Origin of the sequence: Arthrobacter sp. M2012083, from assembly GCF_000281065.1 — a bacterium.
In the GTDB taxonomy this organism is placed as follows: Bacteria; Actinomycetota; Actinomycetes; order Actinomycetales; family Micrococcaceae; genus Arthrobacter.
The window spans coordinates 62,130-85,743 of record NZ_AKKK01000032.1 but is presented as its reverse complement, the minus strand read 5'-3'; the positions used below and the strand labels follow the sequence as shown (position 1 = coordinate 85,743).

Here is a 23,614-nt window from a genome sequence, read left to right as displayed (position 1 = left end):
GCGAACAACGCAGCAGCAGCAGCCGCCACAGCAAGCCAGGCCGCAGCGAACGCGCAGCAGTCAGCCGTCAACGCAGGCAAGGACGCTGAAGCAGCCGCAGCAGCAGCCACCGAGGCCGTCACCATCGCCACCAACATGCAACGCGAAGAGGAAGCCGCCGCGAACCTGGCAAGAGCGGCCGCGAACACCAGCGGTAACGTCACTGACGAGGAACTCGCAGCAGCCGAAGCAGCCGGCGGACCGGAAAATGCCGAGAAACTACGCCAAGCACATGAAACCCTCGCCGAAGGTGACATCACCGACTTCATTATCAGAGAAGGCGGCCAGCTCCTCCTGGACTTCTTCGGAGTCACCGACATCATCAACTGCTTCACCAAGGGCGACATCGGAGCCTGCGGTATGGCACTCATCGGGGTGCTGCCCATCGGCAAACTCTTCAAAGCCGCCGAAGCCATCGCACTCGTCGGCAGGATCCTTCCCAAAGCAGCAGCGTTCTTCACCCGACACCAAGACGCCATCAAATGGATCGAAAAGAACGCCAACAACCCCGCCGTCTGCACGATCGGCGGCGCAGGCAGGGTCAGTGCCCTCTCCGGATCATCCACCCTCCTCGTCACCGCAGGTGTGTACAAGGAGAACTCAACGGGAACCGGCCAGCCCCTCATGCAAAGAGTATCCGCCAACAGCTGTAGCTTCGATAACTTCAATCCTGCCTACGCCAAACCGCCGAAGGGCATCTCACTCATCGGTAAATGGGGTGAACATGCCGTCGAACAATTGCTCGGTGTCAGCCCGACTGGAAAGACAGGCGTCAAGATCCAGGGCATGACAAGAATGCGGTTCCCAGACCTCATGGAAAAAGTAGGCGGAAACCTCACCGGCAACGTCATCGAAGTCAAAAATGTCAAGACCTTCAGGATGACCAGCCAAATTAAGGACTTCATCCAATACGCCAGACACACAGACGCTAGCAAGCCGACAGGCAAGCTAATCATCTACAAACGGGGAGACACGATCTTGCCGCTCGATCCAGGAAAGCCCGGTTACTCTAAAGATCTCAACGACGCCATCGTCGCTGGGCATGTCGAATTCAGGGACCTTCCCTACTCCTTGGATGGGACGATTGGACCTGCCACGTAGCGCTTCCGCCCAAGGGAGAAAGAATATAGATGTCTTACGACTTGACCGTTTACTGTCCTGGCTCCCCTACTGTTGACCAAGTGATGCTGCTGGTAGGCAATACTCGAGGGCTTCATGCCGATCCAGTAAACTCCGATGAGAGCGGCGTAATGGTCCTGCGGGGGGCGAAGCGGGGCTACAGCTTCACCGTCGACGGGCCGTTCTCTGTCGAAGCCGGGGACGTGCCTGAAGAGATCACTGCGGTCCTGCCTGACGCAGCTACCATGTTCCAAATCTTGGTCGAAGGAAACCAAGAGACGGACAGCTCGCACGGTATCCGCTTCGCACGGAAATTGGCCAAAACTTGCCATGGAGCGGTTCTGGACGAACAAACGGCGGAAGTATGGCCACGGCCAAGAACCGCAGCGCCTCTGGGAATGGTGGACAAAAGAGTAAGAGAGGGAGTCAACGACGTTTGGCTAAGCTGGTTGCTCTTGGAAGATGATCTCCCCGCCGACTTCCTCGGACGCTACCTCCAAATAGCCGAAGAGCTTCTTCCCGAAGCCGCTCCAGTCCGCTTCGGTAGGTACGAACCCCTTCAAATGCGTTTCGATACGGTCGGTGCCGAAGGTTTCATCAATGAGTACTACAACAGCGAATCCAACAACTGGGAGATTTTGTATGAGAACCCCTCTCCCATCACATTCGGCAAAATCGTTGGCAGCGAACTCTCTCACGGCAACCCTTTCACCCGAATCACCCTGTGTGCCGACAGCCGGTCTCTGGCTGACGAGCCTCTGAGATCCGCTCTGCGAAGCTTCTTCCTCACCGTGGCTACGGAGCTTGGAGCCGTCTACGCCTCCGCCGAAGTAGTCAAAGGCCAGGACAAGGAACGCAGACCACTTTTCTACGTGCCCCCAACGCAGTGGGTGGGTTTCCAGCCCTACCCGCTCTGGTGGGTATGGGCCGGACCCCGGCTCGCACCCGAGATTGGTCGTTTTCTTGGTCCACGCACCGAAGAGCACAACGGGGGGCTGTTCCGTGCCTTCAGCGACGAGCCACTGGACCGCGACGCCCTCACGGACGTTCTCGGTCCCGAAAACTTGCCTTGGATTCCGGCCGAATACTCCGCAACCTACACCGACCACCAAATGGCACCCCTCGCCGTCGCGTCCGTGATCCCTGAAGTACTCCGAAACCGCGAACCCCTCGACCTCCCCCCAGGCATCTACAACCCACCGAGGAACCATTGAATTCTGCGAGCTTGACCACACAACTGGGGACAGGTCCGTCTTCCCAAAGAACTAGCCGCCTATGTCCTACGATCTGACGGTCTACTGTCCGGGCTCCCCTACCGTTGATCAAGTGCGGTTGTTGGTGGGTAATGCCCGTGGACTGCACGCCGATCCGGACAGCGCCGGTGACACCGGTGTGGTCGTCCTGCGGGGCATGAAACGGGGGTATAGCTTCACCGTTGACGGGCCGTTCTCCGTCGAGGCCGAAGACCTCCCGGAGGAGATCACCGCGGTCCTACCCGATGCGGCCACGATGTTCCAGATCCTCGTAGAGGGTACTCAAGAAGCCGAGATCCCGCACGGTATCCGCTTCGCCCGGAAACTAGCCAAAGCCTGCCACGGCGTAGTCAGGGACGAACAAACCACCGACATCTGGCCCCAACCCCGGACAGTACAAGCACCACCAAGAACAGAGCCGAAGCCGGAGCGACGGGACGTCTGGATCAGTTGGCTGATCCCGGAAGAGGACCTCCCGACAGACTTTCTGCAGGGCTATCTCCGGATCGCCCGAGAGGTACTCCCCGAAGCAGTCCCGGTACGTTTCGGCAAGTACGAACCCCTTCAGTTCCGGTTCGATTCCAGCGGTGAAGAAGCTTTCATCGATGAGTTTTACAACGACGATTCCAACGGCTGGGACATCTACTACAAGAACCCGCCACCGGTCACCTACGGAAAAATCGCGGCCCCGCAGCTCTCCGCAGGTAACCCGTTCACCCGAATCACCCTGGTCGTGGACGGGCATGCCCTCGCCGATAGTCCGCTCAGAAGCGCCCTTCGCCGGTTCTTCCTTGCCGTGGCGACCGAGCTCGGCGCGGTTTACGCTTCGGCCGAAGTTGAACGCTACCAAGACCTGGGCCGCGTGCCCATCTTCAACATGCGCCCCCCACAGTGGGTGGGTTTCCAGCCCTACCCGCTCTGGTGGGTATGGGCCGGCCCCCGGCTCACACCCGAGATCGGTCGTTTTCTTGGTCCAAACGCCGAAGAGCACAACGGGGGGCTGTTCCGTGCCTTCAGCGACGAGCCACTGGACCGCGACGCCCTCACGGACGTTCTCGGTCCCGAAAACTTGCCATGGATCCCGGCCGAATACTCCGCAACCTACACCGACCACCAAATGGCGCCCCTCGCCGTCGCGACCGTCATCCCTGAAATACTCCGCAACCGCGAACCCCTCGACCTCCCCCCAGGCATCTACAACCCACCAAGGAAAGCCTAGAAACTGCTCCCGACCCCACCACCCGCCCAGCGCTGCCTACGGGTGGAGCTCATACAACTATGCACAGGTATCGCACTTCCTTAGAACTGAGACACTGACAAAATACCCTCCAGCTTCCACGTAACCTCTCTGTCCCGTATATTTTCCCAAATCATTGGCTGCAACAGCAGTCACAAAGACGACTTACGGGACAGTCACCTTTCTTGGCTCAGGAGTGCACGTCCAGATATCGGTAAGCCGTGGCTATGGCCGCGTGCGCCGCTGATCCCTATTCATTGCAGATTCGCTGTACCCAGCTACCGCACAAACGAGCGTTGAGAAGTAGCGGCCGCGGCAGCTCCGCCGTCGTAATGTTGCGCAGGTCACACTCGACGCATACGCTGGGGACGCTGCAGCGTGGCAGTAAGGATGAAAGGCAGTTCATTGGCCAGCGACAAGCTCTCCGTAGTTGTTCGCGTCGACGTTGACGGCGAACAGATCCAGATCGCAGCGACCGGTCGAGTAACCACCCTGAGCCTCCAGGGGCTCTACCCGGTGGTGCAGCGCACCAAGAGCCTGGGCGGCGGTCTCGGCGTTGAGATGGACCTATCCCAAGCGACCATTGACGAGGATGCGCTCGATCAACTGCAGGGGTACGCTGCACTCCATGAGGTGCCCGTGCGCCTCGCAGCGGAACTCACCAACGTGACGGCCCTCCCCTCCCGCGGCCTCCAAACCACCAGCCGCGCTGCCTAACATCGCTTCCCATCACGGCCAGCTTGAGCGGTCACCCTAGCAGCAACGCTGCGCCTAGTTCGCTCCTGAAGTAGAGAACGCTACGGCCGTAGCGGGTAGACGTCACAAGCCCGGCGTCCCGGAGGGCCCTGAGATGCTGGTTTACAGCGGACGTTGTGACCCCGAAGCGCAGGCCCAGCTCGGTGGACGAGGCCGGGGCAGCCAGGGCAGTGAGCAGGCTGGTCCGAACGTCCCCCAACACGGCCACAATCGCGGCCGGATTGGTGACCCGCTCTGCCTCCCACATGGCACCTTGACCCCGGGCCGGGTACATCAGTAACGGCGGATCCCCATGATTCACGGGAGCAGAGGCCCTGCGGGTGAACATGGTGGGAACAAGGGTCAACCCCAGGCCGTCAGTCCTCTCGGTCCGGGACGCCGGGTTCTTTAACCTCACATAAATCACGCGGCCGTCAAACTCCACAGCACCAGACAAGTCGTTCAGCATCGTGAACAGTCCACCTTGCGCAATCTGCCGGCCGCGGTAGACGATGTCCGCTTCCAGAATGGTGCGCATGCGGAGCCAGTGCGGTGCGAAGCAGGTGTCCCAGAACTCCCGGAGGATACGGACCATACGCCGCGTCGCTGGACCAACAGGGCCGGAAAAGACAGCCGGAACAGCTCCGTGCACTCGGATCAGGTCGCCATGAAACTGCTCGGCTGAAATCTGCTCCAATGCATCAAACTCGTCATCGATCCGCGTGAGTGGTGACTGAGGCCTGGGGTTCAGGAAGTCCGGCGTCCACAGTCGGTCATCAACCAAGGCCAGCAACCCATCGAGGTCCAAGCGTGAGCGGGCCTCTTCTGTCCGACGCAACCACGGCAGCTGAAGTGGATACTGGCTGGGATCTCGAATCGCCCTCAGGGAAAGCCCCAATTCACAGAGAGGCGAGATGCCGAAGCGCACGCCGCCCAGATCTGAGTCCGACAACTCGTACTTCAACATGAAGCACAACGCTACATCAATACCGGCGGCCTTCAAGGACTGGGAGAACTATGTGTGTGACTAAATCCCCCGCAAACACCGCCCCCGCTCCACAGCACTCCCTCCGCGTCGCACTCTCGGATCCCACCCTCAAGATCCTGGCTTCCGCCATCCTCGTCTCCACACTGGGCCGCGGCATCTTCCTCACCCTGACAGTCCTGTACTTCAGCCGCTTCGTCGGGTTGAGCGCCGTGGAAATCGCTGTGATCCTCTCTGTTTCCAGCGGCGTCGGTGTCGCGACGTCCTATATCGGCGGTCGACTTGCCGACCGCTTTTCCGCGCGTCGGCTCCTGGCAGGCATGGTCGCCATCGAAGGTCTGGCGATCGCAAGCTATACCTTCGCCGGCAACTTCAGCACCGCCGTCGTAATTGCCTGCATCACGGTAGGCGTCGACCGGGGCGCCAACGCCACCCGCTCCGCGATCATCGCCCGGGCCTTCGACGGCCCGAACCGGGTGAATGCGCGCGCAGTCCTCCGCACCATCACCAACCTCGGCATCGCCGTGGGAGGCATGATTGCCGGACTCGCACTGCTAGCCGGCACCGCCGACGCGTTTCGGGGAATGATGATCGGCGCCGGCGTGGTCTACATCCTGAGCGCGCTGCACCTTCGCCGCCTCCCCAACCGCGTTGACGCGCCGCGCCGTGATTCCGCCAGCCCTGCCCCGAAGCGGGGTATCTCCCCCTTCCGTGACCGCCAATACGTACTTCTGACCGTACTCTCAGGCATCTTCGGCATGCAGTTCGGGCTCGCCGAGATGGGCGTCCCGCTGTGGATATCACAGGACACCAGCGCGCCCGATGTGCTGATATCCGTGGTCCTTGTCATCAACACTGTGTGTGTCGTCCTGCTGCAAGTCCCGCTCGCCCGCGGCACCGACCAACCCCGGCGTGCTGGAAAGATCGTTATGACAGGTGGCTTGCTCATGGCCGTAGCCTGCGGACTGTACGCAATGGCGGGCGGAGTGCCGGTCATCGCCGCCATCACCCTCCTATGTGGCGCGGCACTCCTTCACTCACTAGCGGAAATCCTGTCACAAGCGGGGGCTTGGGGACTCAGCTTCGAACTCGCCAACCCCCTCCAAGCAGGCGCTTATCAAGGGATGTTCGGCATGGGATCAGCCCTGGGGGCCATGCTGGCACCGCTGGTGGTGACCGCCACCGTCGTCGAACATGGCACGCTGGGCTGGGCCATCCTGGGTGCGGTCTTCATTGCTTCAGCGGCGGGCGTCGCGGTGATAGCACGGAAGGCGTCCACGACTACGGCACTCGCCACAGGGGCCCGCTTATCTGCGTAGGACACGTCGCAGCCAGCTCACACGCCTGGCTTAATCGCGAAGAGCGTGTGGCCGGCCCGGGTGGTCAAGGTCCTGGCCGGCCACACTGTCCGCCTGGGCAAGCGGACAAGTGCGCGGCCGGCCAGCCGACGATGGGGGCCTTGCTCGCGCACGGTGACCAGCCGACAAGAGGGGTCTCTTGCCTCATCGACTGTGGCTGTTGTTCTGCATCCGAAATGCGCTCTGCAGCCTGTCACTACTTGGTAGTGGGGCCAGCCGGATGAATATGACGTGATTCAAGTCACCTATAATTTTGGGGGCCGTGGTGGCAAACTGCCCGGCCCGAAGGTGCTATTTCTTGCCGGCCCTCAAATCCGCAACTACTTTCGCGACCCGCCGGGCACGCGTCTCTTCGGTCTTGGCATCACCGATCGGCTCGACGTAGCGCCGCTGGCTGCTGTAGTTCAGCGCGGCGTAGAAGGCCTTTGCTTCAGGCTCCGCATCCAGCGCGGCGGCCAAGTCCTCGGGCACCTCGACGACCCGGGGTTCGGTATCTACTTCAAGACCAACGTCCACGGTGTCCCCCGCCGCAGTTCCGGTCAGTTCACGGTTCGCCGAGCTGACACCCACCATGTATCTCCCGCCCATCACGGCGATACTACTGCGGTAACTCTGGCCGTTGATGGTCACTACCACCGGGGGCCGCTTGCCCGCACCGAGCCCCTCGACAATCGCGTCCGGAACTTCGATGCCCGCCTTGTTGCCATCGCCAACGATGGTCGCAGTGAATTTCATGACCCAAGTATGCCGTCGGCCACCAGTAGACGCATCCCGTCAGCAAGACTACGTTCGAGGTAACCACGCAATCCCCGCTACCCAAGGAGAAAGAACATGGACGAGCAGGACCTTCTGGAGCGCATCCAATCGCTGGTTGAGGAGGAGCACCGCCTCCGCGACGCTGCCGGATCAGCTGACGACGGCGGCGACAGCACCGCACGACTGGCTCAGCTCGAAGCGCAGCTCGACCAGTGCTGGGACCTGCTGCGCCAACGCCGGGCGAAGAGAGACGCCGGGGAGAACCCCAACGAGGCCGAGCCGCGCCCCATCAGTGAAGTGGAGGGCTACCGACAGTAGCCCGCATTCCACTACGCCCCTTCAAGCACCTGACTCGTCGCCCACGCCAGGTATTTGGCGGCGTTGGCAACAGCATCAGCGACGTCCGGAACGCCATCCTTGCGCTGCGCGACATCCAACAATTGGGCCGCGGCAACGATGCCGTGCTTTGCCAGGTCTTCCGGCGTGACGGTGATGCGCCCGGCCACGGCGATGACGGGAATCCCGTGCACACTTGCGGCGTCGGCCAAGGCGATGGGGGCCTTGCCGGTGAGCGATTGCTCATCCATGGAACCCTCGCCGGTGATGACGAGGTCTGCCTCACCGAGGTGCTTGGCGAGGCCTGTCAGTCCGGCGACCAGCGCAAAGCCGCCTTCCAGCGTGGCATCAGTGAACGCGAGGAACGACGCCGGGAATCCGCCCGCCGCTCCAGCTCCCGGAACATTTACATCACGGCCCGTGGCCTCCCGAAGGAGTGACGCCCAGTTGCGGAGACCGGCGTCGAGCTTTTCAACGGCGTCCTCATCGGCGCCCTTTTGGGGACCAAAAACATGCGCCGCACCTTCCGGCCCATACAACGGATTTTGGACGTCGACGGCGATGCGGAACTTCACGGCGGACAGCCGCGGATCCAGCTCGGAGACATCCAAAGCAACGACGTCGGCCAGGGAACCTCCGCCGAGGGGCACCACATTGCCGGCCGTATCAAGGGGCTTGAGCCCCAACGCGCGCAAGGCGCCGCTGCCGCCGTCGGACATTGCGGAGCCACCCAAGCCAAGCACGATCTCCGTGGCACCGGCGTCGAGGGCCGCTGCCACGAGCTGGCCGCAACCGTAGCTGTGGGCACGCAGCGAATTCTCCGGCGTCGGTTCCATATGGGCCAAGCCGGAGGCCATCGCGGTCTCGATAACGGCGCTTGCCCCGCCGAAGGAGTCCTTGCGGATTGCCCACGAGGCTCCGACGGGTTTGAGGATAGGGCCAACAACGGCGTTGTTCCGTTCCTCGTAGCCAGCAGCAATAGCGGCGTCCAGGGTACCTTCGCCGCCGTCGGCGACGGGGAACTGGGTGGTCACGGCGTCCGGGTATACACGCAGGGCACCTTCGGCCATGGCTGACGCGGCTTCGGCGGCGGTCAGGGATCCCTTGAACTTGTCAGGGGCTATGAGGATACGCATGGGTCCATCTTGCCAGCTTCGCTCGGAAAGCGCTTGCCGAGCGCGTAACTTACCCACCGATAACCCTCACAGGAGCCCCGTCCAGCCACGCTTTCACGTCCTCGAAGGCTCCACCGTAGAACTGTCGGTAGCTCTCGTGCGTCACGTAGCCGATGTGCGGCGAGAGAACGGTCCTCGAAGAATGCAGCAGCGCATGCCCCGCCTGTAGGGGTTCCTCGTCGAAGACATCCAACGCCGCGCCACGGATCCACCCCTCCTCCAAGGCCCGGATCAGGGCTGCCTCATCCACCAAGGGGCCGCGCGCAGTGTTGACCAACACGCCGTCGGGGCCGAGAAGCCGCAGTTCCTCCGGGCCAACGATGCCCTCTGTCCGCTCGGATAACCGCAAATGCAGCGTCACGACGTCGGACTCCCGGAACAACTCCTCTTTGCTGACCTTGCGCGCACCGGCAGCCTCGGCAGCTTCCGCCGCGAGGTTCTGGCTCCAAGCGAGGACGTCCATCCCGAATGCCTTGGCATAGCCCGCCATGCGCTTGCCAATCTTGCCCAAGCCAACTATTCCGAGGGTTTTGCCTTCGAGTTCAAACCCGACGCCGGTCTGCCAGTCGCCAGCGCGCAGAGAGTTCTCCTCCACAGTCAGGTTTCGAGCAAAAGCCAGGAGCAAAGCCCACGTCAGCTCGGGCGCCGCGGCCGGTGATCCACCCGTTCCGCAGACCACGATGCCGCGTTCCGCTGCCGCTTCAAGGTCGATCGCCGCATTGGCCATGCCGGTGGTCACCAGCAGCTTCAGGTTCGGCAGCGAATCAAGGACATCCTGTGGAAAACGGGTTCGCTCGCGCATCGCCACAATGATGTCGAACGGCGCCAACGCGGCCACGGCTTGCTCTTCCGAATGGAAAGGTGCACTGAAGACGCTGACCTTCACGTCGTCGTCGAGCAATGAATCCCACGGGGCATAATCGCCGGAGACCTGCTGGTAATCATCAAGGATTGCTAAACGGAATCGGGTCACGGTATTCATCCTTGCGCGGCGGCTGGTGGTACTCAACCCCATGGCACGTTAGGTTTTTGATTGTGAGCCAAAATGTGACCCCCACCATACCTAAACCCGAGCATCCCCGTCCGCAATTAGTCCGCGACAAGTGGCTGAGCCTCAACGGCACCTGGGAATTTGAGATCGACGCCGGTGACTCCGGCTTGGAACGCGGACTCACCACGCGCGAACTTAACAGCGAGATCCTGGTTCCGTTCGCACCGGAATCTGCGCTTTCGAGGATCGGACACGTCGATTTCATGGAAGCCGTTTGGTACCGGCGAACGGTGACGATCCCGCAGGAGTGGGCGGGCCAGAACGTTCTGCTGCACTTTGGCGCCGTGGACCACGACGCCACCGTCTGGGTGAACGGGGTTGAAGTTGCGAGGCATCGGGGCGGCTTCACGCCCTTCACAGCTGACCTCGGAGGAGTCGCCGAGCCTGGAATGGACGCAGTGATTGTGGTGAGGGCAAGGGATTCACGGCACGAGATGCAGGCACGTGGCAAGCAAGCCACCTGGTACAACAACACCCACTGCCAGTACACCCGGACCACCGGAATCTGGCAGACGGTATGGATGGAAGCGGTCCCGGCGGTTCACATCAAACGCCTCCGCATGACCCCCAGCCTCGCGGACTCCAGCATCACGCTGGAAGTGCCCGTCAGCCAGAACCGCGGCGGGCATACGGTCACTGCAGTCCTGAGCGACAAAGGTGACGTGCGTGTGGAGGCTTCGGCCAAAGCAGACCTGGATCTCACGCCATCACTCCGCCTCACCGTTCCCGCCGAATCCCTGCGCCCTTGGTCCATGGAAGATCCCTTCCTCTATGACCTCGATGTCAGCATCCACGATGAATCCGGCAATGTTGTTGACCAAGTCAGCAGCTACGCGGCCGTCCGCTCGATTGCCTTGGACGGCAAGGTGGTTCGCATCAACGGCAAGGCTGTCTTCCAGCGACTCGTCCTGGATCAGGGCTACTGGCCTGAGTCACTGATGACCTCGCCGGATGACGCTGCCTTGATCAAAGACATCGAATTGTCCATCGCTGCAGGTTTCAACGGTGCCCGTCTACACCAGAAGGTCTTCGAAGAACGCTTCCTTTATCACGCTGACCGGCTCGGTTACTTGGTGTGGGCGGAGTTCGGCGACTGGGGCGTTTCCGGCGGAGGAACTGTGGGGCACAACCAAAAGCCCACAGCCAGCTTCGTGGCGCAATGGTTGGAAGTGCTCAAGCGCGATTTCAACCACCCCTCCATCATTGGTTGGTGCCCCCTCAACGAGACGCACCAAGTTATCCACGATCGGCTGACAGTGCTGGACGACGTCACCGAGGCCATGTTCCTGGCCACCAAGCTCGCTGACCCCACGCGTCCGGTCATCGATGCCTCCGGCTACGCGCACCGGATCCGCGACACGGACATTTACGATTCCCACTCCTACGAGCAGGACCCGGACCGCTTCCGCATCGAGCAGCAGGGGTTGGCAGAGGGAAAGCCGTACATCAATCGGAAGGCCGACGGCGAGGAATACTCCGTGCCGTACACAGGCCAGCCCTACTTTGTCTCGGAGTTCGGTGGAATCTGGTGGAACGAAGTTGAGGCGCGTCAGGCTGTGGACGGAAGCGACGTCGCCTCTTCATGGGGCTACGGCCAGCGCGTCAGCAGCGAGGAGGAGTTCTACACCCGGTTCGACGGCCTCTGCTCGGTGCTGCTGGATAACCCGGACATGTTCGGTTACTGCTACACGCAGCTGACAGACGTTTTCCAGGAAAAGAACGGCATCTTCAACTTCGACCGAAGCATTAAGTTCGATCTGGAGAGAATCCGCGCGAGCCAAGTTCGGCCTGCGGCAATCGAAACCCAAGGAAAGTGATAGAGCGTCCCCAATCCGCCGACGCTCCATCAGGACACGCGGGCAAAAAGGCAACCCTCTATCAGGCCCACTGACCCCTGCGCACCAGGACTTCCTTGAGAAGGTCCAGCCTGTCGGACACGATGCCGTCCACTCCAAGGTCCAACAGCCGTTCCATTTCCACAGGATCGTTGACCGTCCACACATGAACCTGCCTGTGCCATCGGTGCGCGCGCCGGATGAATCCGGGCGTCACCACGGGAAACCGCCCGTAGCGGACAGGAACTTGGAAGACGTCGACGCCGGAGAGCAGCTTGCGTGCCATGGGGACCGGAAAGAGGGGGCCGAGAAGGACGAAGAGAGCGGTCAGGGAGCTGCCTGCAGATGAGGCTGCGCGGCGGGAGAGCTTCGAAAGGACGGCCCGGCGGCGCCTGTCCGAGAAGCTGGTGACCAAAACCCGGTCGTGGACGCCATGCTTCTCAATGGCCGCTGCCATGGGGCCAACAGAATTCCAATCCTTGACGTCCAGGTTAAGGCGGGCATGCGGCAGGGCAGTAACCAGCTCGTCGAAGGTGGGAATTGGCTCCACTCCACCGATTCGGGCAGCAGCAACTTGGGCAGCGGTCAGCTCCGAGACCTTGCCCGCGGAGTCAGTCACACGGTCCAGGGAAGAATCGTGGAATACGAGCAGTACGCCGTCGGACGTCGTGTGGACGTCCGTTTCAAGGTGGACAGTTCCGAGCTCCACTGCCGCCCGGAATGCGGCCATGGAATTTTCCAGTCCATCCAGCGAAAATCCCCGGTGGGCGAAGGCCAAGGGGCCCACCGAGCCGTCCTTGCGAAGGAAATAGGGCAGCGTCACTCCCGTAGCGTAGCCCATCGCAAAGGCGCGGCTAGCTCTCTTGCGGGACCGTCGCCGTCGTCGATTGCGGAACGATCGCCACGCCGTCGCTGACGTGCACCAGCGTCCGGCCGCGGCCGCCGTCGAGCTCCACCCACACCGCGGTGGCATCGCCGGTAACAGCGTCCACCACGCCAGCCGACTCGAAACCTGGCGTGAGCGTGACATTGACGCGGTCGCCCTGGCGAAGCGAACGCCAGTGATGATCCGGTTCGATGCGCCGCAATGGAGCGGTATTGACGTTGTTGATCCGACGCTTAGCCATGGTTCCCCCTACAAATTCAATGAGACAGATAAACCGTGCGAACGGGTCCTGGCTGGAAGACTACGGCTGTAAGTTGAACGCCGGTTGTATGGAAGCTGGGAACCAGGTGACACTGCGGGGCTGGCAAACTAGGGGCATGACTGTGTTGATTGCCGGCTGCGGCGACCTTGGAACGGAAGTTGGACTGCGCTTCGCAGCTGCGGGCCATGAAGTGGTTGGCCTGCGCCGTTCCCCCGACAAGCTACCTGCGGAAATCAGGGGCATGTTCGCGGATCTCTCCGTTGCGGTTCCGGAACTGCCCGAGGACGTGGACCTGGTTGTTGTGGCTATCGCCGCCGACACGTCCACGGAAGAGGCCTATCGCGCGGCGTACTTGAACGGCGTGAAGAACGTCCTGGACGCGCTGGAACGGCAATCCATCGAGCCGCAGCGGATCCTGTTTGTCTCCTCAACGGCCGTGTACAAGGATTCCGGTGGGGCTGTTGTGGATGAGTCGACGCCCACGGAGCCCACGCGGTTCAGCGGCAAGGTGCTGGTGGAAGCGGAAGAGCTGTTGTTCAGCCGGACGCGCGGGACCAGCACCCAGCCCATTTCCCTGCGGCTTGGGGGAATCTACGGGCCGGGGCGCACGCGGCTGACTGACCAGGTCCGGAGCGGCAAGGCCGTCATCCCCGCCCAACCCCGGCATACCAACCGCGTCCACCGGGACGACGCCGCCGCAATGATCGTGCACCTCACCACCATGGAACCGACTCCTGATCCCGTCTACGTTGGCGTTGATGATCACGCGGCGGAAATGGGCGACGTCATGCGCTTCCTCGCCTCTGACATGGGATGCCCGGAACCACCGACGGCGGCACCTGACAACACGTCCGAGGCCAGCCCAGGCGACAAGCGCTGTTCAAATGCGCGGATTAGGGCGACCGGTTTCGAATTCACCTTTCCCACTTACAAGGAGGGCTACCGCGCTTTGCTGGCCGGTGAGGGCGTGCGGCACCCGTGAATCGCGAGGCTCCTACCGCTTCACGGGCGCAAGGGTGGGGCCGGATCTACTTCGCTGTCCAAGCCGTGGCTGGGCTGGCGTGGTGGGTGGGAGTTTTCCTGTCACCGGCCATTCGGACGGCCACTCTCGGCAGTCTGGACCCGGTTCTTGTGGCGGCCTTTGACGTTCCGCTGTTCGTCGTCGCTTCCGCTTGGGCCGCCTTCGGGGCGCGGGCCGGCGCGATGGTGGCTACCAGCTGGACCGGCCTCGTTGCGGTCGCCCTCGCCACCTACGCAACATTCAGTACCGAAGCCGGGTGGGGCGTCCTGATCATGCTGGCTGCGGCCGCTTGTTCAACCATTGCGCTGTTCCTTGTGGTGGAGGGCCGTGTCCCCACGGAGTTGATCGTGCGGGGGCCATTCGCGTTCCGTCCGGCACCCACCCTCCGCGGCGCTGCGGCTAACGTAGCGGCAACTATGGGTCAATTGGCCCTCTTTTGGGGACTCTTCCTGGTTGTGCTTCCGTCAGTCATCTGCTGGTTCGAGCAAAGGTGGGCCGTTTCGTTGGCTCTTCCCTCCACCGCAGCGCCAGCCGGCCTGGTGGTGCTGGTGCTGGCCAGTTGCCTCGGTATCGCGTCCGCGGTGACCATGTCCTCTGCCGGAGGCGGCACCCCTCTGCCCTCCGCCATGCCCAACCGCCTTGTTATCGCCGGACCTTACCGGTGGGTTCGGAACCCGATGGCGGTGGCGGGCATTTCCCAAGGTGTGGCCGTGGGCCTGCTCCTGGGTTCGTGGTTGGTTGTTACCTACGCGGCTATTGGCTCGCTGCTGTGGAATTACGCCGTCCGGCCACACGAAGAAGCCGACTTGGAACGTCGGTTTGGCACCGACTTCCAGCGATACCGCGACTCAGTGCGCTGCTGGATTCCGCGCCTCAGAGGAAATTAGACCCGCTGCTCGGTGAGCTTCGCCTCGAGAATCTGGGCCACGCCGTCGTCGTCGAAGTGAGGTGCTTGCTGGCCAGCCGCCAGAATAGCTTCCGGGTGACCGCTGGCCATCGCGTAACCGTGGCCGGCCCAGCGCAGCATTTCGATGTCGTTGGGCATGTCACCGAACGCCACCACATCGGAGGCTTCGATCCCCAAGGATTCGGCGTACTTGGCCAGCGTGACGGCCTTATTGATGCCGGGAACAGACATTTCCAACATGGCCGTGCGGGGTGCTGAGTGCGTTGTGGACACAAGGTGCGCGACGGCCGGCTGGACTTCGGCCAGGAATTCATCAGGCGTACCTTTGCGGGTGATCGCCAGGAACTTAACGACGGCGTCATCCGCCGTGAGCGTCTGCGCCAGCGGCTTTGGGGTGAACTCCGCAAGCAGCTCGCTGGTTTCGTTCTCGATAAAGCCCGGCTCCAGTTGGAAGCCCGTGAGAGTCTCAACAGCGAACAGGGCGTCGGGCCTGATGGACTTGATGATGCGGCGGGCTTCAAAGACCGATTCCGCGTCCAGGACACATGAGGACAGGGCCTGCTCGGTTTCCAGGTCCCACACCACGGCACCGTTGGAACAGATCACGATTCCGCTGTGACCCAGCTGCTCCTGGAGCGGGTACAACCAGCGCGGCGGGCGGCCAGTGACGAAGACGAGTTCCACCCCTGCGTCGCGGCACGCCTGGAATGCCTTGATGGTCCGGTCACTGATTTTGCCGTCGTGACCGAGGATGGTGCCGTCAATATCGCTTGCTACGAGCCGCATCAGGCCAGTCTACGTGGGCCCACGGCCCACAAGGTCGCGCGGTTCGGGGAGCGCGGCATAGTGTGAAGTCATGAGTGAGAAGACCAGCGAAGTCGAAGAACACAGCACCCGCGGGGCGTACGTCACTGGCGGCGAGTTCACCCGGGACACCAATTACATCGAGGACCGCATCACCCGGGACGGTGCCGCCGGACCGAACGGCGAGCCCGGCTGGCCCGTGGAGCCGGGACGCTACCGGTTGATTGCAGCCCGGGCGTGCCCTTGGGCCAACCGTGCCGTAATCGTCCGCAGGCTTCTTGGCCTGGAGGACGTCATCAGCCTCGGCCAGCCTGGCCCCACCCACGACGCCCGATCCTGGACCTTCGATTTGGATCCGGATGGTGTGGATCCCGTGCTGGGCATCGAGCGACTGCAGGAAGCATTCTTCCGCCGTTTCCCGGACTACCCTCGCGGAATCACTGTTCCGGCCATGGTGGACGTCCCCAGCGGCGCAGTGGTGACCAACAACTTCCCCCAAATCACGCTGGACTTCTCTACTGAATGGACAGAGTTTCACCGCCCGGGAGCGCCACAGCTGTACCCGGAGCACCTGCGCGAGGAAATCGACCAAGTCAACAAGCGTGTCTTCACTGAGGTCAACAACGGCGTTTACAGGTGCGGCTTCGCCGGATCCCAGGAAGCGTACGAGGCTGCCTACACCCGACTGTGGAATGCCTTGGACTGGCTGGAGGAGCGACTGAACGGTCAACGGTATCTGGTGGGTGATTCGATCACCGAGGCCGACGTCAGGCTCTTCACCACCCTTGTGCGCTTCGATGCGGTCTATCACGGGCACTTCAAGTGCAACCGCAACAAACTCAGCGAAATGCCGGCACTGTGGGCGTACGCCCGGGACCTGTTCCAGACGCCTGGGTTCGGCGACACCATCGATTTTGTGCAGATCAAGCGGCACTACTACATGGTGCACGAGGATATTAACCCCACCAGGATGGTCCCCGTCGGCCCGGACCTATCCGGATGGCTTACTACTCACGGGCGGGAATCCCTCGGCGGAAGCCCCTTCGGCGACGGCACTCCGCCAGGCCCGGTGAAAGCGGGCGAGGAAGTGGCCGCAGGGCACGGGGCCAGCTAACCAGCTTACTTATGCCGCCCCATGGTTGAGCTCCGCCCGCGTGGGCGGGTTCGCGCCAGCCCGTGACACAGTCACAGCAGCTGCGCGTGTTGCATGATCCATGATCGCTGCCAGGGTTTCTGCAGGCATCGCCCTCAAAGCGCCACGGTTCTGAGCGCCGTCCAAGCCGTGATCCACGATCGCGGACAGGAGCCCTGCCATGAACGAGTCGCCCGCGCCCACCGTGTCCACAACATTCACGGACGGAGCGGGAACCTGAGTTTCACCAGCCTTGGTGATGCCCCACGGCCCGCGTGAACCACGTGTCACCACAACCAGCGCAGGACCTTCATCACCAGCCAAGTTCAGCCACCGACGCGCGGACTCCGTCGGATCGACGCCGGGATACAGCCATTCGAGGTCCTCGTCAGAGGCCTTCACGACGTCGGACAGCACCACCAAGCGCTCGGCCTGCTCCCGGGCATAGTCAACGTCCGTGATGATGCTGGGACGGCAATTCGGGTCGAAGCTGATAGTGCTGCTCGGGTGGGCATGCTCCACGGCGGCAAGCACGTCCGCGGCGCCCGGCTCCAGGAACGCAGCAATGGAACCGGTATGCAGCAGGGTGGAGCCTTGCAGCATGAGCGGCAACCGTGCTGCGAGTCCGGGCAACTCCCACGCGAGGTCGAAAGCGTAGGTGGCGGCGCCGTCGTCGTCGATCTGCGCGGTGGCCACGCTGGTTGGCTTCTCGTCCGGCGGAAGCGGCACCATCACCGAGCTTGAGCGCAAGTGCGCGGCAACGGAATCGCCGTAGGCGTCCCGTCCGTAGCGCCCAATGAACTGCACAGGATGATCCAAGCGGGCCAGGCCGACGGCCACGTTAAGAGGACTCCCGCCTACGTGCGCCTCGATTCCCGAGGAGCGTTGAACGACGTCGACCAGGGCCTCACCAATGACAGTCAGCATGGCACCACTCTGCCAGAGGCGGGCCCCACGAACCACAGATTACGAGAGCAGCCGTTGCACCAGTTCACGGCATTTCTTGTAGGCCACTGCCTTGGGATCGATCAAGTCGAAGTGGTCGCCCGGTACGCGCAGCAACTGGGCTGCGCTCCCGGCCGCCGTTGCCGCCGCGACGTACGCCTCGGACTGGCTCACAGGAACGTCCTCGTCATCCGTGGCATGGACGGCATATACGGGGACGTCGAGTGGCAATGAACTCATGGGATCCGCATATTTATGCCGTTTGGGGTATCTATGGGAATCCCCGCCCATCAGGTTGCAAACGGCGCCATTGCTGAGGTTCAGTTTCTCAGCGGCAGCCAGGTTCAGGAGGCCGGACTGGCTGACCACGCCCGTCAGGTGCACCGCATTATCCTCAGGGCTGCGCTGGAGTTGACGGTCGGCGTCGGGCGTACCGATATTCGCAAGCCGTTGTCGCCCTGCGGCCCAGACAGCCAAGTGGCCACCGGCCGAGTGTCCGAGCGCCACCACTTTGCCGAGCTTTAGGTCATGCTCGCCGGCAATTTCGGACAGATGGTCAATGCCGGCCAGGATGTCCTCGAAAGTATGGGGCCAACCACCGCCGTTACCGGCCCGCCGGTACTCGAGGTTCCAAGCGGTGATGCCATGCGCGGCGAGGTCGCGCGCAAGGGGCTCACCGAGCTCGGCGCCGTACTGTGAGCGCCAATATCCGCCATGGATCACAACGGCGATTCCACCGGCGACGCTGGACGCGCCGCGATGGTTTCCGTTGGACGGTTCAGGTATGAAGAGTTCGCCCCATTGACTGGGGTGTTCGCCGTAGCTGTACTTGTGCCGCAACATTGCGCCCTCCTTTGTACTGAGCCTATCGTGACGGTTCGGAAGTTTGGCTAGAGGCACCCCGACGGCGGGTGGCTCAGTTGAGTGTCGGACCCGCCCCGTAAGCTGGGGGCATGGCAAGCAATTGGGACAGCCTGGACCAGGCTCAGCGCGACGCAGTGGATGCGAACGTGGCGCTCTATGAGCGTGTTCGCCCCGCCCTGAAGCGGGTCACGCGCGATGTGCTGCTCACTTTGCGCGATATGTTGAACGACGCCGAGGTCACTCCGCTGTTTGTCACGGGACGGACCAAAACGGTTGAGTCGTTCCGCGAAAAGATTTCCCGCACGGATGATCCTTTAGAGCCCGGCGGGCCGCGCGTGCTCAAGTTTCCGGATCCGTTCCGCACCTTGAACGACATGGTCGGCATCCGCGTCATCACCAAGCTACCCGCGGAAAACGCAGCGGTGGCCAACATCATCAAGCGCCAACGGCAACTTTTCGACTGCCGCGGCGACCGCGAGAAGGACATCGGCTCCATTGAGTCCGGAACCTACGGCTATTCCAGCCGCCACCTCATTCTGCGCACCATCCAGAACGAGGCCGTGAAGGAGTACCAGCACGTCTTCAACCCGGATATGCCCGCCAATGGCAGCTACTTCTTCGAGTGCCAGATCCGAACTGTGTTTGCCCACGCCTGGAGCGAGATCGAACACGACATTCGGTTCAAGGCCGAAGACCCTCGCGCTTGGACGCCTCATTTCGACCGCCAGTTCACGGCCACAGCAGCCATGCTGGAAACGGTGGAGAGCGCCTTCGCTGATCTTCACGAGCGCTATGAGGAAGTCCGCGGCTATTGGGATCTCGAGGGCGACGGCGGCATGCCCTTGACACCCAACCGGGTCCGCGACGTCTGGCGTACGCTTCTTCCGCACGTTGACCGTAAAGTTGATGACGACTGGGGATGGGCAGCCGAACTGCTCGCCGCCCACGGACTCACCAAGACCGTGGAGCTTGCGGGCCTGCTCAGCGCCAACCGGATCACAGAGGTCCGCAAGGCTCTGGACCACCGCTACTCCCCCGGCCCGGACCGCCTCTTGGATGACCTCCTGTTGTGGCAGTACGGAACCGAACACATTGATCTCACCGCTGAGGCGCCCGACGTCGTCCCGCACCCGCGGCGCGACAGCCTCCAGCGGCGCCTTAAGCAGATTGAGCGCTACCGACAGACTGCGCTCTAGGACGACTGCACTGTAAGGACCCATGACTCCCGAGCAACTCATGTCACTGCGGGCGACCTTCCGTTCGCCCCGCCGCCTGCTGACGGAATCCCTTGCGGGACTCGTTGTGGCGTTGGCTTTGATCCCCGAGGCCATCGCGTTCTCAGTGATCGCCGGGGTGGATCCGCGCATCGGTCTCTTCGCGTCCTTCACCATGGGCGTGGTCACTGCAATTGTGGGCGGGCGGCCCGCCATGATCTCCGCTGCCACTGGTGCCGTGGCCTTGGTAATCGCGCCGGTAATGAAAGAACACGGGCTGGATTATCTGATTGCCACGATCATCCTGGCGGGTGTTTTCCAGATCATCCTGGCAGTCCTGGGCGTGACAAAGCTGATGCGTTTCATCCCAAGGTCCGTCATGATCGGCTTCGTAAACGCCTTGGCCATCCTGGTGTTCATGTCCCAAATGCCAGAGCTCTTCAACGTGCCGTGGATGGTCTATCCGATCGTCATTGTGGGCTTGGTGATCGTGTTCGGGCTCCCCCGGATCACCACAGCCATTCCTGCGCCGTTGGTCGCGATCGTCGCCATCACCCTGGTCACCGTGCTTGGAAATATCGATGTTCCAACCGTCAGCGACAAAGGCGAACTCCCGGACAGCCTGCCCGGATTCTTCCTGCCGAATGTTCCCCTGAACATGGAAACATTCCAGATCATTGCGCCCTTCGCTCTCTCCATGGCACTGGTGGGCCTGCTGGAATCGCTAATGACCGCCAAGCTAGTGGACGACATCACGGACACCCGCTCGGACAAGACACGCGTGTCCTGGGGGCAGGGTGCCGCGAACATTGTCACCGGTTTCCTTGGCGGCCTGGGTGGTTGCGCGGTAATCGGCCAGACCATGATCAACGTCAAAGGCTCAGGGGCTCGAAGCCGGCTCTCAACGTTCCTGGCCGGCGTCTTCCTGCTGGTGCTGGTGGTTGTCTTGGGCGATGTCGTGGGCCAGATCCCCATGGCCGCTCTCGTGGCCGTGATGATCTTCGTTTCGCTGATCACCTTCGACTGGCACTCGATTCGTTTGTCCACGCTCAAGCGCCTGCCCAAGTCTGAAACTGCCGTCATGCTGATGACAGTCGCCGCCGTCGTCGCCACGCACAACCTGGCGGTGGGTGTCGGCGTCGGCGTCTTGACCGCCATGGTGCTGTTTGCGCGACGGGTGGCCCACTTCGCAACAGTGGAGCGGACGGAACTTGAGCTGAACGGCGAAGTTGTTGCGACGTACACAGTGGACGGTGAACTGTTCTTTGCTTCGTCGAATGACCTGTACACGCAGTTCGATTATGCAAAAGATTCTTCAGGCGGCATAGATCGAGTGATCATCGATCTGCATGGCTCGCATATCTGGGACGCCTCCACCGTCGCTGTGCTCGATTCGGTCACGGAGAAGTACCGGAATCACGGGCGCGAAGTGGAGTTCATCGGACTAAATGAGGCCAGTATTCGTATGCGTGAGCGGCTGGCAGGGAAGCTCAACGCCTAACCCAACTGCGACTCAGTTGGGTGCGAAAGAGCGGTCATCTGACATATACGCTCCCCCACAAGTAAAGAATTCGTGGCGTCCATGGTGCGGGTGTGAGCATGGATGAATGCTTGAGGCAACCAATTCACCATCGAAAATCGAAGAACCCGCTGCGCCCGTCAACGCTGCCCTTGCCGCTGAAGCCAAAATTGCGCGCATTGCCGTCACAGTGTTCCCGCTGCTGGTGGTGGTTGCCGGCATCTTCGGATTCCTGATTCCGGAACTTTTCAAGCCGATGGGCGTCGCGGTTCCTTACCTGCTGGGCGTCATTATGTTCTGCATGGGACTCACGCTGACCCCGCCGGATTTCGCCTCCGTGGCGAGGCGTCCCTGGGCTGTGGCGCTGGGCATCGTGGCGCACTATGTGATCATGCCCGGTGCGGGGTGGCTTATTGCCGTGCTCCTGCAGCTGCCGCCCGAGCTGGCCGTGGGTCTGATCCTGGTCGGCTGCGCCCCTTCCGGCACCGCCTCCAACGTCATGGCGTTCTTGGCCAAGGGGGACGTTGCTCTCTCTGTAGCTGTTGCCTCGGTCTCCACGTTGATCGCGCCGATTGTGACCCCGGCGCTGACTCTCTTCCTGGCCGGATCCTTCCTTCACATTGATGCCGGCGCCATGGTGATGGACATCGTCAAGACAGTCCTGCTGCCGGTGATCGCGGGCCTGTTGGCTCGACTCTTCCTGTCGAAGCTCGTCGCAAAGGTTCTTCCCGCACTTCCGTGGGCCTCCGCCGTCGTGATTTCCCTGATCGTGGCGATCGTTGTGGCAGGTAGTGCCAGCAAGATCGTCGCCGCGGGTGCCATCGTGTTCCTGGCGGTAGTCCTGCACAACGGTTTCGGCTTGGGCCTCGGATACTTGGCGGGCAAGCTCGGCCGCTTGGATGATAAGGCTCGTCGCGCCTTGGCGTTCGAGGTGGGAATGCAGAATTCCGGTTTGGCTGCGACCCTGGCTACCGCGCACTTCAGCCCGTTGGCAGCCCTGCCGTCCGCCGTGTTTTCGCTATGGCATAACATTTCGGGTGCGATCGTAGCGGCTTGGCTGGCACGTCGGCCTTTGAAGGACTAGCTACCCCTGCGTCGTGCCGCGGCGGTGCAACTTCCACGGTGACGCAACCCGGCTGCCCTCGGCCGGAGTGGTGCCCGCCAGCCTGTCCAGCAGCATCCGGACAACCTGTTCGAAGATCGGGTCCGGCCCAACGGTAGTAAGCGGCGGATCGCACTCCTGGCCTTCCGTGGAATTCCCAACGCCGACGATCTGGACGTCCTGGGGGACGCGGAGGCCTAGACGGTAGGCGGCGCGGATCGCCTGCAGCGCTTCCATGTCGTCGGTGCAGAGGATGGCCGTTGGTCGGTCCGAAAGCCGGAGCAGCTCGAGAGCCGACCGATACGCAGTGGCCGGGTGGTGATGTGAGGTCCTGACCAAAGATTCGTCCAGAGGAATGCCCGCCTTTGCCAGCCCGGCCGCGTAGGCGGCAAAGCGGCTCTTCGGTCTGCCCGCCGGATCAGCCCTCCGGATGCATGCGATCCTGTGGTGTGACGCCGTGAGGAACTCCATGCACTCCGCGAGGCCGGCGTCCGCTTCAGGGGCAAGGACGTCGAATCCGGCCGGTTTCATGGTTCCCGAAATAACCACTTGGGCGACGCCGCGGCGGGCCAACTCGGTGACCGTTTCATCCTGGGACTTCGCTTCGGGGAAGTAGCCAATGATGACGCCGTCGGCGCCCCCGGACATTGTGAACTTTCGCCAGTCGTCACCCAGCAGGATCACCGGTTGGTAGCCGTGCTGCGGCAGAATGTTGGCAGCGGCAGTGGCGAGGGCGCGATCCCAAGGCCACTCAAGGTTTCCGATGGCTACGGCAACCACGTCCGTTTTGCCGCGACGCATCCCTCGGGCGGCCTGATTGGGCACATAGCCCAGTTCTTTGACTGCGGCCAGAACCCGGTCCTGCGTGGGCTGGCTGATCCGCGTGGTGCCACCATGACGACCGGAAAGCACATAGGAGACGGTGGTCAGCGATACGTCCGCCGCCAGTGCCACATCCCGGATGGTCGGCTTGGATCCCTTGCTCACGTTGCGACTCCTGGTAGACAGCGGATTTCTTGAACTCTATCCGCAACCGCGGTGGACTCCCCTTGACGCAATTAGTTGTGAACGTTAACAAT

The 23,614-nt window shown here is 62.2% G+C and carries 23 protein-coding genes; 13 read left to right on the top strand and 10 right to left on the bottom strand.

Features of this window, described 5'->3' with window-relative positions; genetic code table 11:
- The 4 genes from A477_RS0115235 to A477_RS0115220 all read left to right on the top strand — a co-directional run.
- Window positions 1-1,140 (top strand): putative toxin (locus tag A477_RS0115235; protein WP_026005661.1); only part of this gene is annotated, 1,140 nt, incomplete at its 5' end.
- A gap of 29 nt (window positions 1,141-1,169) precedes the next feature.
- Window positions 1,170-2,372 (top strand): hypothetical protein, encoded by a 1,203-nt coding sequence (locus tag A477_RS0115230; protein ID WP_083848050.1) that lies wholly within the window; start codon window positions 1,170-1,172, stop codon window positions 2,370-2,372.
- Window positions 2,373-2,433: 61 nt separating this feature from the next.
- Entirely contained in the window at window positions 2,434-3,630 is a 1,197-nt protein-coding gene (locus A477_RS0115225; RefSeq protein WP_017199813.1) for a hypothetical protein, read from the top strand.
- Window positions 3,631-4,038: 408 nt separating this feature from the next.
- Window positions 4,039-4,365, top strand: coding sequence for a hypothetical protein (locus tag A477_RS0115220; protein ID WP_017199812.1), 327 nt, complete (start codon window positions 4,039-4,041; stop codon window positions 4,363-4,365).
- Window positions 4,366-4,396: 31 nt separating this feature from the next.
- Here A477_RS0115220 and A477_RS0115215 read toward each other — a convergent pair whose 3' ends face one another.
- Window positions 4,397-5,350, bottom strand: coding sequence for an ArsR/SmtB family transcription factor (locus A477_RS0115215; protein WP_017199811.1), 954 nt, complete (start codon window positions 5,348-5,350; stop codon window positions 4,397-4,399).
- A gap of 50 nt (window positions 5,351-5,400) precedes the next feature.
- On the opposite strand from A477_RS0115215, the gene A477_RS0115210 reads away from it, so the two are divergent.
- On the top strand, window positions 5,401-6,687 hold the full coding sequence (locus A477_RS0115210) for an MFS transporter (protein WP_017199810.1): 1,287 nt from the start codon (window positions 5,401-5,403) through the stop codon (window positions 6,685-6,687).
- A 330-nt stretch (window positions 6,688-7,017) separates the two neighbouring features.
- On the opposite strand, the gene A477_RS0115205 is transcribed toward A477_RS0115210, so the two are convergent.
- Window positions 7,018-7,461, bottom strand: coding sequence for a YdeI/OmpD-associated family protein (locus tag A477_RS0115205; RefSeq protein WP_017199809.1), 444 nt, complete (start codon window positions 7,459-7,461; stop codon window positions 7,018-7,020).
- Window positions 7,462-7,557: 96 nt separating this feature from the next.
- On the opposite strand from A477_RS0115205, the gene A477_RS0115200 reads away from it, so the two are divergent.
- The gene (locus tag A477_RS0115200; protein WP_017199808.1) at window positions 7,558-7,800 is read left to right on the top strand and encodes a DUF2630 family protein; all 243 of its coding nucleotides are present in this window, start codon (window positions 7,558-7,560) and stop codon (window positions 7,798-7,800) included.
- Window positions 7,801-7,811: 11 nt separating this feature from the next.
- Here A477_RS0115200 and A477_RS0115195 read toward each other — a convergent pair whose 3' ends face one another.
- Window positions 7,812-8,954: a glycerate kinase gene (locus A477_RS0115195; protein ID WP_026005660.1), complete on the bottom strand. Its 1,143-nt coding sequence runs from the start codon at window positions 8,952-8,954 to the stop codon at window positions 7,812-7,814.
- 49 nt (window positions 8,955-9,003) lie between these two features.
- On the bottom strand, window positions 9,004-9,975 hold the full coding sequence (locus A477_RS0115190; RefSeq protein WP_017199806.1) for a D-2-hydroxyacid dehydrogenase family protein: 972 nt from the start codon (window positions 9,973-9,975) through the stop codon (window positions 9,004-9,006).
- Between the two features lie 65 nt (window positions 9,976-10,040).
- Between A477_RS0115190 and A477_RS0115185 the strand changes: the two genes are divergently transcribed.
- Complete coding sequence (locus A477_RS0115185; protein ID WP_017199805.1) at window positions 10,041-11,861, top strand: glycoside hydrolase family 2 protein; 1,821 nt, start codon at window positions 10,041-10,043, stop codon at window positions 11,859-11,861.
- Between the two features lie 61 nt (window positions 11,862-11,922).
- Here the strand turns inward: A477_RS0115185 and A477_RS0115180 are convergent, their stop codons facing one another.
- On the bottom strand, window positions 11,923-12,720 hold the full coding sequence (locus A477_RS0115180; protein ID WP_017199804.1) for a glycerophosphodiester phosphodiesterase family protein: 798 nt from the start codon (window positions 12,718-12,720) through the stop codon (window positions 11,923-11,925).
- Between the two features lie 13 nt (window positions 12,721-12,733).
- Entirely contained in the window at window positions 12,734-13,006 is a 273-nt protein-coding gene (locus tag A477_RS0115175; protein WP_017199803.1) for a hypothetical protein, read from the bottom strand.
- An 88-nt stretch (window positions 13,007-13,094) separates the two neighbouring features.
- Here A477_RS0115175 and A477_RS0115170 point away from each other — a divergent pair, with 88 nt between their 5' ends.
- Window positions 13,095-14,009 (top strand): SDR family oxidoreductase, encoded by a 915-nt coding sequence (locus A477_RS0115170; protein WP_017199802.1) that lies wholly within the window; start codon window positions 13,095-13,097, stop codon window positions 14,007-14,009.
- Complete coding sequence (locus tag A477_RS0115165) at window positions 14,006-14,935, top strand: methyltransferase family protein (RefSeq protein ID WP_017199801.1); 930 nt, start codon at window positions 14,006-14,008, stop codon at window positions 14,933-14,935. Before A477_RS0115170 ends, A477_RS0115165 begins: the two co-directional genes overlap by 4 nt.
- Here the strand turns inward: A477_RS0115165 and A477_RS0115160 are convergent.
- On the bottom strand, window positions 14,932-15,741 hold the full coding sequence (locus A477_RS0115160) for a Cof-type HAD-IIB family hydrolase (RefSeq protein WP_017199800.1): 810 nt from the start codon (window positions 15,739-15,741) through the stop codon (window positions 14,932-14,934). The genes A477_RS0115165 and A477_RS0115160 overlap by 4 nt on opposite strands.
- A 70-nt stretch (window positions 15,742-15,811) precedes the next feature.
- On the opposite strand from A477_RS0115160, the gene A477_RS0115155 reads away from it, so the two are divergent.
- Window positions 15,812-16,873: a glutathione S-transferase family protein gene (locus A477_RS0115155; RefSeq protein WP_017199799.1), complete on the top strand. Its 1,062-nt coding sequence runs from the start codon at window positions 15,812-15,814 to the stop codon at window positions 16,871-16,873.
- A 9-nt stretch (window positions 16,874-16,882) separates the two neighbouring features.
- Here the strand turns inward: A477_RS0115155 and A477_RS0115150 are convergent, their stop codons facing one another.
- Complete coding sequence (locus tag A477_RS0115150) at window positions 16,883-17,818, bottom strand: carbohydrate kinase family protein (RefSeq protein WP_017199798.1); 936 nt, start codon at window positions 17,816-17,818, stop codon at window positions 16,883-16,885.
- A 39-nt stretch (window positions 17,819-17,857) separates the two neighbouring features.
- Entirely contained in the window at window positions 17,858-18,679 is an 822-nt protein-coding gene (locus tag A477_RS0115145) for an alpha/beta hydrolase (RefSeq protein WP_017199797.1), read from the bottom strand.
- Window positions 18,680-18,789: 110 nt separating this feature from the next.
- On the opposite strand from A477_RS0115145, the gene A477_RS0115140 reads away from it, so the two are divergent.
- The 3 genes from A477_RS0115140 (at window position 18,790) to A477_RS0115130 (ending at window position 22,517) form a co-directional block, all read left to right on the top strand.
- Window positions 18,790-19,896 (top strand): GTP pyrophosphokinase, encoded by a 1,107-nt coding sequence (locus tag A477_RS0115140; protein ID WP_011772837.1) that lies wholly within the window; start codon window positions 18,790-18,792, stop codon window positions 19,894-19,896.
- Window positions 19,897-19,918: 22 nt separating this feature from the next.
- A complete protein-coding gene (locus A477_RS0115135) occupies window positions 19,919-21,415 on the top strand; it encodes a SulP family inorganic anion transporter (protein WP_017199796.1) in 1,497 nt (498 codons plus the stop codon).
- 106 nt (window positions 21,416-21,521) lie between these two features.
- Window positions 21,522-22,517 carry a bile acid:sodium symporter family protein gene (locus tag A477_RS0115130; RefSeq protein WP_017199795.1) on the top strand — a complete coding sequence of 332 codons (996 nt, stop codon included), beginning with the start codon at window positions 21,522-21,524 and terminating at the stop codon, window positions 22,515-22,517.
- Here A477_RS0115130 and A477_RS22375 read toward each other — a convergent pair whose 3' ends face one another.
- Window positions 22,518-23,522, bottom strand: coding sequence for a LacI family DNA-binding transcriptional regulator (locus A477_RS22375; protein ID WP_017199794.1), 1,005 nt, complete (start codon window positions 23,520-23,522; stop codon window positions 22,518-22,520). It lies immediately after the preceding gene.
- Window positions 23,523-23,614 lie beyond the last annotated feature (92 nt).

Coding starts and splice junctions, on each gene's coding strand:
- A477_RS0115230 (WP_083848050.1), top strand. CDS start 1,170: ATGTCTTACGACTTGACCGTTTACTGTCCTGGCTCCCCTACTGTTGAC.
- A477_RS0115225 (WP_017199813.1), top strand. CDS start 2,434: ATGTCCTACGATCTGACGGTCTACTGTCCGGGCTCCCCTACCGTTGAT.
- A477_RS0115220 (WP_017199812.1), top strand. CDS start 4,039: ATGAAAGGCAGTTCATTGGCCAGCGACAAGCTCTCCGTAGTTGTTCGC.
- A477_RS0115215 (WP_017199811.1), bottom strand. CDS start 5,350: ATGTTGAAGTACGAGTTGTCGGACTCAGATCTGGGCGGCGTGCGCTTC.
- A477_RS0115210 (WP_017199810.1), top strand. CDS start 5,401: ATGTGTGTGACTAAATCCCCCGCAAACACCGCCCCCGCTCCACAGCAC.
- A477_RS0115205 (WP_017199809.1), bottom strand. CDS start 7,461: ATGAAATTCACTGCGACCATCGTTGGCGATGGCAACAAGGCGGGCATC.
- A477_RS0115200 (WP_017199808.1), top strand. CDS start 7,558: ATGGACGAGCAGGACCTTCTGGAGCGCATCCAATCGCTGGTTGAGGAG.
- A477_RS0115195 (WP_026005660.1), bottom strand. CDS start 8,954: ATGCGTATCCTCATAGCCCCTGACAAGTTCAAGGGATCCCTGACCGCC.
- A477_RS0115190 (WP_017199806.1), bottom strand. CDS start 9,975: ATGAATACCGTGACCCGATTCCGTTTAGCAATCCTTGATGATTACCAG.
- A477_RS0115180 (WP_017199804.1), bottom strand. CDS start 12,720: ATGGGCTACGCTACGGGAGTGACGCTGCCCTATTTCCTTCGCAAGGAC.
- A477_RS0115175 (WP_017199803.1), bottom strand. CDS start 13,006: ATGGCTAAGCGTCGGATCAACAACGTCAATACCGCTCCATTGCGGCGC.
- A477_RS0115170 (WP_017199802.1), top strand. CDS start 13,095: ATGGAAGCTGGGAACCAGGTGACACTGCGGGGCTGGCAAACTAGGGGC.
- A477_RS0115160 (WP_017199800.1), bottom strand. CDS start 15,741: ATGCGGCTCGTAGCAAGCGATATTGACGGCACCATCCTCGGTCACGAC.
- A477_RS0115155 (WP_017199799.1), top strand. CDS start 15,812: ATGAGTGAGAAGACCAGCGAAGTCGAAGAACACAGCACCCGCGGGGCG.
- A477_RS0115150 (WP_017199798.1), bottom strand. CDS start 17,818: ATGCTGACTGTCATTGGTGAGGCCCTGGTCGACGTCGTTCAACGCTCC.
- A477_RS0115145 (WP_017199797.1), bottom strand. CDS start 18,679: ATGTTGCGGCACAAGTACAGCTACGGCGAACACCCCAGTCAATGGGGC.
- A477_RS0115140 (WP_011772837.1), top strand. CDS start 18,790: ATGGCAAGCAATTGGGACAGCCTGGACCAGGCTCAGCGCGACGCAGTG.
- A477_RS0115135 (WP_017199796.1), top strand. CDS start 19,919: ATGACTCCCGAGCAACTCATGTCACTGCGGGCGACCTTCCGTTCGCCC.
- A477_RS0115130 (WP_017199795.1), top strand. CDS start 21,522: ATGCTTGAGGCAACCAATTCACCATCGAAAATCGAAGAACCCGCTGCG.